This is a genomic window from Chitinophaga sp. RCC_12, assembly GCF_041360695.1.
Lineage (GTDB): Bacteria > Bacteroidota > Bacteroidia > Chitinophagales > Chitinophagaceae > Chitinophaga.
Genome location: NZ_JBFUPS010000002.1, coordinates 955,281 through 968,205, shown reverse-complemented (window position 1 = coordinate 968,205; position 12,925 = coordinate 955,281). Strand labels below are relative to the sequence as shown.

The 12,925-nt window shown below is 45.6% G+C and carries 14 protein-coding genes; 8 read left to right on the top strand and 6 right to left on the bottom strand.

The genetic code is table 11. From position 1 onward, the window contains the following. Nucleotides 1–3 precede the first annotated feature (3 nt). Complete coding sequence (locus AB6805_RS09300; RefSeq protein WP_370909153.1) at nucleotides 4–978, bottom strand: deoxyhypusine synthase family protein; 975 nt, start codon at nucleotides 976–978, stop codon at nucleotides 4–6. A 153-nt stretch (nucleotides 979–1,131) separates the two neighbouring features. After that, the gene (locus tag AB6805_RS09295) at nucleotides 1,132–1,584 is read right to left on the bottom strand and encodes a hypothetical protein (RefSeq protein WP_370909152.1); all 453 of its coding nucleotides are present in this window, start codon (nucleotides 1,582–1,584) and stop codon (nucleotides 1,132–1,134) included. A 299-nt stretch (nucleotides 1,585–1,883) separates the two neighbouring features. On the opposite strand from AB6805_RS09295, the gene AB6805_RS09290 reads away from it, so the two are divergent. The 6 genes from AB6805_RS09290 to AB6805_RS09265 all read left to right on the top strand — a co-directional run bounded on the left by AB6805_RS09290 (nucleotide 1,884) and on the right by AB6805_RS09265 (nucleotide 6,917). After that, nucleotides 1,884–2,483, top strand: a complete 600-nt coding sequence (locus AB6805_RS09290; RefSeq protein ID WP_370909151.1) for an ACP phosphodiesterase — start codon at nucleotides 1,884–1,886, stop codon at nucleotides 2,481–2,483. Nucleotides 2,484–2,580: 97 nt separating this feature from the next. Further along, on the top strand, nucleotides 2,581–3,177 hold the full coding sequence (locus AB6805_RS09285; RefSeq protein WP_370909150.1) for a DUF2911 domain-containing protein: 597 nt from the start codon (nucleotides 2,581–2,583) through the stop codon (nucleotides 3,175–3,177). Nucleotides 3,178–3,557: 380 nt separating this feature from the next. Next, a complete protein-coding gene (locus AB6805_RS09280; RefSeq protein WP_370909149.1) occupies nucleotides 3,558–4,697 on the top strand; it encodes a cystathionine gamma-synthase in 1,140 nt (379 codons plus the stop codon). Nucleotides 4,698–4,841: 144 nt separating this feature from the next. Beyond that, nucleotides 4,842–5,615, top strand: a complete 774-nt coding sequence (locus AB6805_RS09275; RefSeq protein WP_370909148.1) for a TIGR02757 family protein — start codon at nucleotides 4,842–4,844, stop codon at nucleotides 5,613–5,615. 16 nt (nucleotides 5,616–5,631) lie between these two features. After that, nucleotides 5,632–6,573, top strand: a complete 942-nt coding sequence (locus tag AB6805_RS09270) for a DUF6263 family protein (RefSeq protein ID WP_370909147.1) — start codon at nucleotides 5,632–5,634, stop codon at nucleotides 6,571–6,573. Further along, entirely contained in the window at nucleotides 6,573–6,917 is a 345-nt protein-coding gene (locus AB6805_RS09265) for a hypothetical protein (RefSeq protein ID WP_370909146.1), read from the top strand. The genes AB6805_RS09270 and AB6805_RS09265 overlap by 1 nt, the downstream gene beginning before the upstream one ends. A gap of 43 nt (nucleotides 6,918–6,960) precedes the next feature. Here AB6805_RS09265 and AB6805_RS09260 read toward each other — a convergent pair whose 3' ends face one another. Both AB6805_RS09260 and AB6805_RS09255 read right to left on the bottom strand, forming a co-directional pair. Continuing rightward, nucleotides 6,961–7,617 carry a sterol desaturase family protein gene (locus AB6805_RS09260; protein WP_370909145.1) on the bottom strand — a complete coding sequence of 219 codons (657 nt, stop codon included), beginning with the start codon at nucleotides 7,615–7,617 and terminating at the stop codon, nucleotides 6,961–6,963. A gap of 190 nt (nucleotides 7,618–7,807) precedes the next feature. After that, nucleotides 7,808–9,055, bottom strand: coding sequence for a serine hydrolase (locus AB6805_RS09255; protein ID WP_370909144.1), 1,248 nt, complete (start codon nucleotides 9,053–9,055; stop codon nucleotides 7,808–7,810). A gap of 120 nt (nucleotides 9,056–9,175) precedes the next feature. On the opposite strand from AB6805_RS09255, the gene AB6805_RS09250 reads away from it, so the two are divergent. Together AB6805_RS09250 and AB6805_RS09245 are read left to right on the top strand one after the other, a co-directional pair. After that, nucleotides 9,176–10,189, top strand: a complete 1,014-nt coding sequence (locus AB6805_RS09250; RefSeq protein ID WP_370909143.1) for a fumarylacetoacetate hydrolase family protein — start codon at nucleotides 9,176–9,178, stop codon at nucleotides 10,187–10,189. A gap of 2 nt (nucleotides 10,190–10,191) precedes the next feature. After that, nucleotides 10,192–11,076, top strand: a complete 885-nt coding sequence (locus tag AB6805_RS09245) for a flavin reductase family protein (RefSeq protein WP_370909142.1) — start codon at nucleotides 10,192–10,194, stop codon at nucleotides 11,074–11,076. 68 nt (nucleotides 11,077–11,144) lie between these two features. Here the strand turns inward: AB6805_RS09245 and AB6805_RS09240 are convergent, their stop codons facing one another. Beyond that, nucleotides 11,145–11,903, bottom strand: coding sequence for a DUF4197 domain-containing protein (locus tag AB6805_RS09240; protein WP_370909141.1), 759 nt, complete (start codon nucleotides 11,901–11,903; stop codon nucleotides 11,145–11,147). A gap of 39 nt (nucleotides 11,904–11,942) precedes the next feature. After that, entirely contained in the window at nucleotides 11,943–12,776 is an 834-nt protein-coding gene (locus AB6805_RS09235; RefSeq protein WP_370909140.1) for a universal stress protein, read from the bottom strand. Nucleotides 12,777–12,925: the final 149 nt, after the last annotated feature.

Sequence of the window (12,925 nt, the reverse complement as noted above, 5' to 3'; positions counted from 1 at the left end):
CAATTACCATCCCAGGATATACGCGAACATCAGCGGCGCCACAATAGTAGCATCTGATTCTACGATAAACTTAGGTGTATGGATATCCAGTTTACCCCAGGTAATTTTCTCATTAGGCACCGCACCGGAGTAGGAACCATAAGAAGTGGTGGAGTCGGATATCTGGCAGAAATAACCCCAGAAAGGAACATCTGTCCATTCCAGATCCTGGTACATCATCGGCACCACGCAGATCGGGAAGTCGCCGGCAATACCGCCGCCAATCTGGAAGAAGCCAACGCCTTTACCAGCGGAGTTGCTACGGTACCACTCAGACAGGTAGATCATGTACTCAATACCGCTTTTCATGGTAGACGTTTTCAGGTCGCCCTTGATGCAGTAGGAAGCAAAGATATTACCCATGGTACTGTCTTCCCATCCCGGAACGATGATAGGAATATTTCTTTCGGCAGCAGCAATCATCCAGCTGTTCTTTGGATCAATTTCGTAGTGCTCTTTCATCACGCCACTCAGCAGGAGCTTGTACATGAATTCGTGCGGGAAAAAGCGCTCACCGGCCTCTTCAGCATCTTTCCATATTTTGTAGATATGCTTCTGAATACGGCGGAATGCTTCTTCTTCCGGGATACAGGTATCTGTAACGCGGTTAAAGCCCTGCTCCAGCAGATCCCATTCTTCCTGCGGGCTCAGGTCGCGGTAGTTAGGTACTCTCTTATAGTGTGTATGTGCTACCAGGTTCATGATATCCTCTTCCAGGTTAGCGCCTGTGCAGGAAATGATATCCACTTTACCCTGACGGATCATTTCCGCGAAAGAAATGCCCAGTTCAGCCGTACTCATCGCACCGGCCAACGTCACCATCATTTTACCACCTTCCAGTAAATGTGTTTCATATCCTTTGGCAGCATCCACCAATGCAGCTGCATTAAAGTGGCGGTAATGGTGCTGGATAAATTGCGAAACAGGTCCCTTATTCATGTCATTTAATCATTTATACATTAACAGTCTGGCTAATAAAGCCTTAACAGGTGGCAAAGTTAAGATAATTTTTGCAGGGGCAAGGGGCGTGGGGATAAAACAGAAGGGCCCAGAGCAAATGCCCCGGGCCCTGTATTTTTAACACTACTAAAACTAAGCTTTTTTCAAACGGCTGTATACTTTCATATTGGCATCCGCATCGGTTTTGACAACAGTCCAGGTATCAGTACCCTCCAATGTTACAAAGTACACCACGTTGTCTGAAGAAGCATATTCCACTACACAATAAACGCTGGTATTGGAATATTTTTTATTCAGTTTACTGAGTACTTTCAGTGGCAGCTGTTCTGCCTGCAGGTACCGGGAGGTAGCCAGCAGGGTACCATCCTCTTTAAAGAAGGCAGTTACCTTTGTATTACTCATGGTAAACTTGGCGGTAAACGTTCTATTATCATCCGTGTACCATTTTACATCGGTAGCACCGTTGAAAGATTCATTGAAGGTACTGTTGATCCTTTTGTTAACAGTAGTTTCATAAGGGCTTGCGAGAAGCACGTTGGCACTCAACAGGAGCGCAGCACTGACTAATAAGATAAGTTTTTTCATGGCGGAAAAAATTTATGGTGATTGTAATTTTTTTGTTTCGATAAGTCAAAGCTACGCCGGGAAGTGCCCAGTGGTCAAGGCATACTTTACTGGTGGGAGCACATGATTAGTTGGACTATCCGTTAATGAACGTCCGCCTGACCGGTGGCGGACATACGGCTATTCAGACCAGCCATAGCCTGTTTGTTGGTGCCAACCTGCCAATGTTGCTTGGCGGAGAGTTAAGAAATTGTTAAAATGGATAAGGTTTTAAGACATGGACCGGTCCCTGCCAATTGCTGTATAAATAGTATCTTGAGATGATGAACCACCTGGCCCATGCTTACTTATCTTTTCGTGAACCGGAGCTGATCACCGGTAACCTCATTGCAGATTTTGTAAAGGGCAGGAAAAACATGGCAGTTTACACCGCAGGTATCCAGCAGGGCATCCGGATACACCGGGCCATCGACAACTTTACTGATCAACACCCGGTAACGGCCAGGGCTAAACAGTTTTTCCGCCCCTCCTGCGGATTATATAGCGGCGTATTCACCGACCTGGTATATGATCATTTCCTGGCTGCTGATCCGGAACGCTTTACAAACGATTCCCTGTATTCGTTTGCCCGTTACGTTTATAGCCAGATTAACCAGCGCACAGAACAGCTGCCACCAGCTTTTTTGCAGATGTTTGAATATATGCAGGCCTACAACTGGCTCTATAACTACCATACTACAGAAGGAATTTCCAGCTCTATCAGGGGAGTAGCCCGGCGGGCCAAATACCTGGAAACCGATGGCAATATTGTATTTGCCGTGTTTATGGAACACTATGCCGCCCTGAAAGAATGCTACCAGGATTTCTTCCCTGAGCTGCAAACTTATGTGGAAGGACTGTTGCAAATTGAAAACCGCTAACAGCTTGTTAAATGAGAGAACTACGCTTTTCAGATTCCTTAAAAAAAGGTAGGTTTGCCGCCAATAATCTATAAAAGAAATAAAGCTTTCCAGGATGATGAAAAAAGTTCTCCTTTTTGCCTTTGTAGCGGGCCTAATCAGCTTAAGCGCCGCTGCGCAGGATAAAAAACTGCCTCCACTCGATGCCAGCCCGATGGACATGGCCTATTACCCTGTCATGTATCCCTATGTTGTAAAAGTAAAAGGCGAACCCGGAACATTGGTAGCCAGAGTAATTTACAGCCGTCCCCAAACCAAAGGAAGGGATATCTTCGGGAACCTGGAAGAATATGGCAAAATATGGCGTCTTGGCGCTAACGAAGCCACTGAAATAGAATTCTTCCGGCCCGTGATTATCGCTGGTAAAAATATCCCGAAAGGACGTTATACCCTGTATGCCATTCCAACAGAAAAAACATGGACCATCATCCTGAATAAAGACACCGATGTATGGGGCGCTTTTAAATACGATCAGAAAAAAGATGTGGTAAGAACTGCCCTCCCGGTATTATCACTGGATACAGCAGTAGAAGCCTTTACCATGGTATTTGAGAAAGGCGATCCCGGCGCCAACCTGATTATCGCCTGGGATAAAGTAAGCGTAAGTCTTCCTATTAAATGGACCGAAGGCACCACTACCGCAAAAAAGAAATAATCCGTATTTTATAAAATGCCGCCGGGGCGGGATAAAAAGCAGTGTTCTGCTGCTTTTTATCCCGCCCCGGTAACGTTTATACGAAAACTGTTTACACAGTTGTTGTTGTAAAAAGAAAAAGCGGTAAGAATACCGCCTTAAGAATTTTAACCATATCCTATGAAAAACCTAAAACGAATGTAGCAGGTTTATTCATATCCGTTAGTTGCTAATTGGTGAACGATATAAAAATGTTCGTAACCGTCGGAATTTATGCCATCATATTTTAATATAAGCTAAAACGGACAAGTTTGCCCTTTATCAATTGGCGAATTTCCAATCGCAAAAACTGGAGTATATTTGGAGACCATCAGAAATTGATCATCTAAACTATTAAAGACATGAAGCTGGGTACTAAACTCATACACGCAGGTGTAGCTCCCGATCCGTCTACCGGCGCCATTATGACGCCAATTTTTCAAACATCTACCTACGTACAAAGTGCTCCCGGAGTGCATAAGGGCTACGAATACGCCCGGACGCAGAATCCTACCCGCGACGCCCTTCAGAACGCACTGGCAGCCATTGAAAACGGCACACATGGCATTTCTTTCGGCAGCGGCCTGGCAGCTACAGATGCTGTGATGAAACTCCTGAGCCCCGGCGACGAGGTAATTGCCACCAACGATCTTTACGGCGGCACCTACCGGATCTTTACCAAAGTGTTTGAACGTTACGGTATCCGGTTCAATTTCATCGACATGTCTGATGCCCGGAACATAGAAGCCCATATTACCCCCCAAACCCGGATGATATGGCTGGAAACGCCAACCAACCCGCTGCTGAAAATCATAGATATCGCGGCCTGTGCCACCATAGCCCGCAAAAGTGAAGTCATCTTATGTGTGGATAACACCTTCGCATCGCCTTATCTCCAGAACCCGCTTGACCTGGGCGCCGATATCGTGCTACATTCGGCTACCAAATACCTCGGAGGGCACAGCGACGTGGTACATGGCGCCGTGATCGTAAAAAATGAAGACCTTGCCAAACAACTGTATTTTATCCAGAACAGCTGCGGCGCTGTTCCCGGTCCGCAGGACTGCTTCCTGGTGCTCCGCGGAATCAAAACATTACATGTACGCATGCAGCGTCATTGTGAAAATGGCGTAATAGTCGCCAATTTCCTCCGCAACCACCCCAGAGTGGATAAAGTATACTGGCCCGGATTTACAGACCATCCCAATCATGATATCGCCAAACAGCAGATGAGAGGCTTCGGGGGCATGATGTCCTTTACATTGAAAGATGATAGTATAGAGTCGGCCAACCGGATTCTGAGCAACACCCATTTATTTGCCCTGGCAGAATCACTGGGAGGAGTAGAGTCGCTGATAGGTCATCCCGCCAGCATGACACATGCCTCCATTCCCCGTGCAGAAAGAGTGAAGAACGGGCTCGCAGACTCCCTGATCCGGCTGAGCGTGGGTATTGAGGATGCAGATGATCTTACCGAAGATCTTGCAAAAGCTATCGGCTAAGTAATAGATTTTAATTCTTATGCGGTAAAAATTATCTTTACCGGGAAGCGTAAATATTTATCCTAACCATATCCAGTGCCTTTTTATATCTGAATTGAAGATTCCGGTGTAAAAAGGCTTGTGGTAATACACGTGATTAAACTTATGAAGATCCAGAAATTAAGGGAGTTTTTAGATGCCAAGGCGGCATACTATAATCACCCGGACTTTATAGCTAATGATCCTATTAGCATACCGCACCGGTTCAGTGTATTGCAGGATATCGAAATCGCCGGCCTTTTTGCTGCTGTACTGGCATGGGGAAACCGTACCAGTATTATCAACAAATGCACGGAACTGATGAAAATGATGGATGATTCGCCGTATGACTTTATCCGTCATCACCAGCCGCGGGATCGTATGAAATTACTTTCCTTCTGCCACCGTACTTTCAACGGTTTGGATCTGCTATACTTTGTGGAGTTTCTCCAGCATTATTACACCAATGTAACATCGCTGGAATTTGCCTTCAGTGCCCACATCACCCCGCAGGATGAAAATGTGGAAAAAGCACTGATGGGGTTCCGGAAAGTGTTTTTTGCACTGGAGCACCCGGAAAGAACTGTTAAGCACATCGCCACACCGGCAAAGAACTCTGCCTGCAAGCGATTGAATATGTATTTACGCTGGATGGTGAGAAATGATGAAAATGGCGTGGATTTTGGGCTCTGGCAGCACATATCACCTTCGCAACTGGTGTGCCCGATGGATGTACACGTAAGCAGAGTGGCCACCAGGCTGGGAATTATAACCGAGCCAAAGGCCGACTGGAAAACAGCTACCGCGCTCACACACCAGCTGAAGAAACTGGATCCTGATGATCCTGCCAAATATGATTTTGCCTTGTTTGGCCTCGGGGTGATCGAAAAATATGTCTGATAAAATAAAAATGATAATGAAAAGAATCCTGGGACTGATTGCAATGGTAGTAACACTGTCTTTATCCGTTAAAGCACAGGAATATGTAGCCCTCAACTATACCTTCAATAAAGGAGAGCTATTTGAACTGGAACAGAAAAGCAGGAGCGAAACCTATATGACGGTGAATGAAATTGTACAAAGAACCACCCGCGATTACAACAACATCATTACCATGGAGGTAACCTCCGTAGAACCAGGCAAAACCATCCTCACTTTCCGGTACAAGGACCTGAAATTCAATTTCAACGCTAAAAATCAGAACATCTTTGTAGATGCAAAGGTCACCAAACAGGAAGAACCCTTCCAGGCCGGGCTGAAAAAAGTACTGGATCAACCCTTCACGGTAGAAATACAAACCACCGGCATTATCAATAAGGTGGACGGGCTGGAAACTATCCTGGACAACGCCGCCGGCGCTTTCAGCACCCTTAAAAAGGATGAACAGGAAGCCTACAGGAAACTGATGAAAGACCAGTTCGGAACAGAAACGTTCCAGAGCTGGCTGGAACAACTGCTGATCATGTACCCCGCACATGGCATTAAAACCGGCACCCAATGGGAAGAAAATGTACCCCTGCGCGGCGGACTGGTAGGCCGGATAGATCTTTACTGGAACCTGCAGACATGGGATGCACAAACAGCAAAAATTGGCGGCACCTCAAAAATCAATACTGATAAGGTGCAAATGCTCACCCTGGATGACGGGATCAAGGCTACCGCGGAAATCAGCGGCACCACTTCTTCCAATTACCTGATTAACCGCAGCAGCGGCTTACCCAGCATCTGTGTACAAAACACCGATATGTCCGGTAATTATACTTACAAGGCCGATAAGGCAAAACGTATAAAACATGACCTGAAAGTACCGGTAAAAGTAGTTACCAATGCCTCCTACAAGATCAAACAAATGAAATAATGACCGCACAGCCAGCACAATATCTCCAGGAAACAGCTGCCTGGACACAGGACAACTTCGAAATAAGTGTGCCCGTGAATGTTAGTTATGAACTGCTGGAAGAAATACTGGCGGGCAAACTGCAGCAGCTAATCAGCGAAAATTTCTCCCGGTTTATATTCCTGCTCTATCGTACAGATGTGGCGGAGAAAAAGGTAGAAGGAATACTGGAAGATGCCGCTGCTACAGGGGAAGACCCTTATAAATCCATTGCTGCGCTCATTATAGAAAGACAACTGCAGAAGATAATTTCCCGGGCTACCTATAAACAAAACGATTTGCCCGATGATGAAGAAAGATGGTAAACAAGAAGGGGTGATGCTAAGCATCACCCCTTCTTGTTTACATTTAAAATGTTAGCTCCTTCACTTTTTCCTTGTCCTCCTTTTCCTTTTCCAGGTCAAAGAAAGTCCCGAATACATGATCCCATACGGACGAACTTACCCCAAAACCCTTATCCTCACTTTTATAGTGATGGAGGTGATGGTTACGCCACAACGGCTTCATAAACCGTAAAGGCGGGTTCCACGCATGAATGGCGTAGTGCATACTCCCATAAATCAGGTATCCCAGGATAAAGCCGGGGAAAAACATAAACGTGATTTCACGCAGGAAGATATATTGTACGCCAAAAATGGCGGACGCGAGTATCAGGCTTGGTACCGGAGGCATAAATAAACGCTGCTTGTCTCTGGGGTACTCATGGTGGTTACCATGCATTACATAAATAAAACGTTGCACCCTGGGGCTGTCGCTCGCAAAGTGAAACAAAAACCGGTGCATGATGTATTCAAAAAAAGACCAGAATAACATGGCCCCAAAGAATATACCTGCTACTGAACCGGGTGTAAAGCCTAAGGTATTGTGGCTGTAGTAAAGCATGTAGCCAATAATGGGCAAATATAGCCCCCAGATCACCAACGGATGCGTTTTGGTAAGCATCTCAAGATACTGGCTTTCAAATAATCTTGCCTGTCCTTTGTTCTTAATCTTTTCAAACTTCATAACTCCCAAATTTTAGAGTGCAGTTACGGGATATGAATAAAACCTTCCTTATCTACCCTGGCAGCCGCCTCAAAAATGATGCGCATTTTGAAGATGGATGCCACTATCGAACGCAAAAATACAACGTTCATGTATTATTTCGTTCACTATATTACTCTATAAGGCTATAAATAATATTTATTCCCTCCTGTCAATCTCTATAGTTTATCCTGAAATTTTGCAGGTCGGGTTTATGCTTCCGCCTGCGTTGTAATTCATACCTGTAAATTATTTCCCCCACTTCCTTAAAGAAGGGGTGTCCATTTTCCTCATATTCATATTTATCATCATTCAAAATACCATCCCTGTTTACATAAATATTCCCGGTGAGCATAAACTCTACCTGGTTTTTAAAGTCAACGATATAGGCCGCGTCAGTAAGGAAACCGTAGGACCAGCCAGCTTTATTAAATACACGTATATATGGCGGAATGTTCTTTTTACCGGCCTTGAAAAAAAAGAATTTTGTAAAACTGTCGTAATATTCAGCCGTGTCATATTTCGGCCACAACGTTTCGGACGGATACTGCGACATATAACGGTATAAAAAACGGTAATCATCTTCCGTAATATCAAACCGTTGTGATGCCGGCACACTCGCAGGAAACAATACCGATTGCAGCATTTGCTGCAAATCTGTAAGCGGCAGGTTGTTATGCTTTGTGAAGTCCATAGGCGAAAAAACCAGCTTATCATTTTTATCCAGGTACCCCTGTCCCAGCGTTACCTTCCGGCTGTAATCAAAGGTGAGGGTATCGTATGCAACCGGTTGTTCGTATATCACCTTGCCGTTATCCACAAAACGCACGGGATTGGTATGCCGGTTTTCTTCTTCGGTAAGCGGCATAAACCGGCGTACAATACGTACGTCTTTATACCCTTTTGCCCATAACTTTTCGTGAATGGTTTGCTGACCAACAAATTCATACAACCTGTTGTAGGCATCGTTATCACTGATGAGGAATATTTTTTTGATATAGTGCTCCACTGATGGCAACAGGTTACTGGCAGAACTGTCTGTGTGCACGGTTACCTGTCCGTCCCAGGCGCTGTCGGTTAGCATAGGCGTATTCCTGTGAAGGCCGGGGACCTGCAACTCATGCATTTTTTCCAGTGCCAGCAAAGCAATAGGCAGCTTTACCGTACTGGCGGGATTGAAGTACTTGTTCCCGTCCACTTCCAGGTAATAGCTCTTGAAATGTGGCCTGTTACGGGCATCCCGGTCTATTTGCGTATAAATAAGCTGGTAACGGAATGAATCAGGATATTGCAGCACATGCCGGAGGGCCGGAGGCGCTTCACGGTCCAGCAGGTTTTTCAGCAGCGTATCTGTGCGGGGTTGTGCCTGCACAACGAACAATTGGCCATACATCAGGAGTAGCAGCAAACAGCAACGCATATTGGTGGTTCTGTTTATAAATATAAAGTAATTCGCTGGCAGGACACAAAAAAATAGCCAATGCTTTTAACCGCCATTCTTATATTTGATCCTTCATACAACCAGAACAATTACCAAACCATGAAACTAGTAAGTTATTTAAGAGAAGAAACAGATCAACTGGCCATCCTGGTGGACGGACTGTTATACAATACACAGGAGCTGTACCCGGATCTTCCCAATAATATGGGCATGTTCCTGATGATGTGGGAAGATGTGATAGACATCGCCAAACGCGCTGATGCGCTGCTGAAAGAAGGGAAAAACCCCAGCTCTGCTATCGGTATCCCCGTAAACAGCGTACAGCTGCTGTCGCCCGTACCATTCCCTACTTCCTGCAGGGACGGATATGCTTTCCGCCAACATGTTGCGGCCGCACGCCGTAACCGCAAGGTGCCCATGATCCCCGAATTCGATCAATACCCGATTTTTTATTTTACCAATCATAATGCTATCCAGGGTCCCGGCGAAATTGTATGCATGCCCGACCATTTCGAAAAACTGGATTTTGAACTGGAAGTAGCCATCGTCATTTGTAAGGCAGGCCGTAATATCACCGCCGCTGAAGCCGATGACTATATCGGTGGATACATGATCATGAACGACATGAGCGCACGCACCCTTCAGATGGAAGAAATGCTGCTTAACCTGGGCCCCGCCAAAGGCAAGGATTTCAGCACCGTAGTAGGTCCCATGCTGGTAACTGCCGATGAACTGGAATCCTTGAAAATACCTGCAAAAGACAGACATACCGGCAACAACTTTAACCTGAAAATGACCTGCAAAGTAAATGGCATCCCTGTGAGTGAAGGCAATATGGGCGATATGGACTGGACCTTTGCGGAAATTGTGGAACGCTGCGCCTATGGCGTTAACATCCTGCCCGGCGATATTATCGGCAGCGGCACAGTGGGCACCGGCTGCTTCCTGGAACTGAACGGTACCGGCAAACTGAATGATCCGGACTATACCGAACAATGGCTGCAACCTGGTGATATAGTGGAAATGGAAGTTACCGGCCTGGGTACCTTATCCAATACTATTGTAAAAGAAGATACCGGCTTTTCCCTGCTGGCCCTTAAGAAAAAAGCATAATCATGCAGATAGATCCATCACAGGTGAAAACAAGTGAGCTGCATGCTTACCTCCTGGGTGCGGTTTCTCCCCGCCCCATTTGCTTTGCCAGCACAATAGATGCGGATGGGCAGCCAAACCTGTCGCCCTTCAGTTTCTTTAACGTATTTGGCTCCAATCCCCCTACACTGATCTTTTCACCGTCGCGCCGCGTACGCGATAATACGGTAAAGCATACACTGGAAAATGTATACGCCACCAAAGAGGTGGTCATCAACATGGTAAGTTATGGTATGGTGCAACAGGCCTCTTTGTCGAGCTGCGAATATCCCGCTGGTGTAAATGAATTTGAAAAAGCCGGCTTCACACCGTTGAAATCTGAAAAAGTACAGCCTTTCCGGGTAAAAGAAAGCCCGGTGCAAATAGAATGTATTGTAAGAGAGATCATTGAAACCGGGCAGGGTGGCGGCGCCGGCAACCTGGTTATCTGCGAGCCGGTAATGCTGCATATCAACGAAAACATACTGGATATCAACGGTAAAATAGATCCGCACAAAATAGACCTGGTAGCCCGTATGGGAGGCGATTACTATTGCCGGGCCTCCGGCGATGCCGTATTTGAGGTAGCAAAACCTAATACCAAACTGGGCATCGGCGTTGATGCGTTACCGTTGGCCATCAGGAATAGCCACATTCTTACCGGCAACCACCTGGGGCAACTGGGCAATGTTCATGAAGTTCCTTTTGTAGATGCCACCTTTCATGATGATCATCTCAAAAATATTATCCAGTATTACAGTGTAACACCGGATGAAATGGAAAAAGAGTTGCACTATTATGCAAAGAAGTTGCTGGATGAAGGAAAGGTAGCCGCAGCATGGCAGGTATTACTGGCCGGCAGCTATTAAGCCGCAAAATAAAAAAGGAAAGGGGCGGAGATCATCATCTCTGCCCCTTTCCTTTTTTATCGTTGGTGCTATTTTGCTCCGAATACTTTCTTCAGCAGGTCAGTAGTTCTGGCTGCGGGATTGGCACGGATGGCCAGTTCCTCTTTCGCTATCTGGTCAAATAAAGCATTTACGGCCATGGTGGTCACGTAGTCCTGTAAGTCAGGATTTACTTTATTGAAGGTAGTAGGCAGCTTATTGTAGTTATTCACGATATCCGCATAATAACGGGTAGCACTGGTGCTGTCGAGCGATTTCTTAATCACCGGCATGAAAGCGGTTTTCAGGGAATCTGTTGTTTTGCTTTTAAAGAAATCAGTGGCAGATGTATTTCCTCCTTTCACGAGGTTCAATGCATCGGTGAGGGTCATTTGTTTAATGGCGCCCACAAAGATGGGAGCCGCATAGCCCACTGCTTTTTCCGCGGAGCGGTTGATTTGCAGGATCGCCTTATCTACCTGGCTGCCTAAACCAATTGCCCGTAAGGTGTTGCCAATTTTCACAGCATCTTCCGGCAGTAACAGTTTATATACATCACTTCCAAAGAAACCATCTTTTTTATTCAGCTTTGCAATACCGGCAGCCACACCTTTCGCCAAAGCTTCCTTGATTCCGGAACCTGCGTCCGATTCAGTCAAACCAGCAAGGGAAGTACCACTACCGGTACTCGTGCTGCTACTCTTGTTGGTGGCGGTTTCCAGCTGTTTACCCAGCTTCTTCAGGAACTGGGCCTGAGTGGCCTGCAGGCTAAAGAAACCCAGCAATACCAATAATGAACGTTTAAGCATAGTGTTATTATAAATATTAATATCTTTCAAAAGTATAAATTATTCGTGTAAAGTCAACAGTGGTATATGTGTTTGATACGCCAGTTTGGAAGTACGGCTGCGTTTAAAGATGCTTTCAAATAAACCGTGTTTTTTAGGAATAGTGAGAATAAGGTCTGCCTTATTTTCTTCGGCAAATTCCACAATTCCTGCTACTACATTGGGATTATCGATGAAATGGTACTCCGGATGGAAATCTTCCAGCAGGGTATCCAGCATCAGTGTTTCAAAAGGAGTATCGGTGCTGAAATGCCGGCTTTCATGATCTATATTGATTACATGCAGTTCCGCATTAAAAATATGCAATAGCTTTTTCAATGGTTCCACGGGAGTGGTTTCCGCCACCTTCCGCAGGTCTGCTGCAAAAACAATTTTTTCTATGGGTTTATACTTTGCTGATTGGGGTACCACCAGCACCGGGTAGCTGGTATTTTTCACTACGTCAATGGTATTGGAACCTACCAACACTTCTTCCAGTTTACTGCCACCGGTAATGCCCATTACAATCAGGTCGGCGTTCTCATTTTTACATACTTCTTCAATAGTAGCTGCCAGCAGGGTGTTATCCGCACGTGTAAGCAGCGTGGTGCCTTCCCGGATGAGAGGGGTCAGCTCTGCCTTCATCTTCTCCAAACCTTCCAGGCTGGCGTCTCTCAGATCCTCCGGATTCACCATCGGAATCGCCGTAGGTACATCCGGAATTGGTACAATCAGCTCATATGCGTGGTACAATACAATGCGGGTGGCCTCCAAACTGTTTCCCAGGGCAATAGCGTAGGTAGCGGCATTATAAGCGGTATCAGAAAAATCAGTAGGTACTAAAATTGTTTTCATATGGGCTAATTTTAAGATACTAATAAGCACTACTTAAAGTTAACGATGTGCATTGGTATATGAACGCTTCATGAAAATTTAATGCCACATTTATATTATATAAAACAAAAAGGCGAATGACCGTAGCCATTCGCCTTTTATTTTATTAA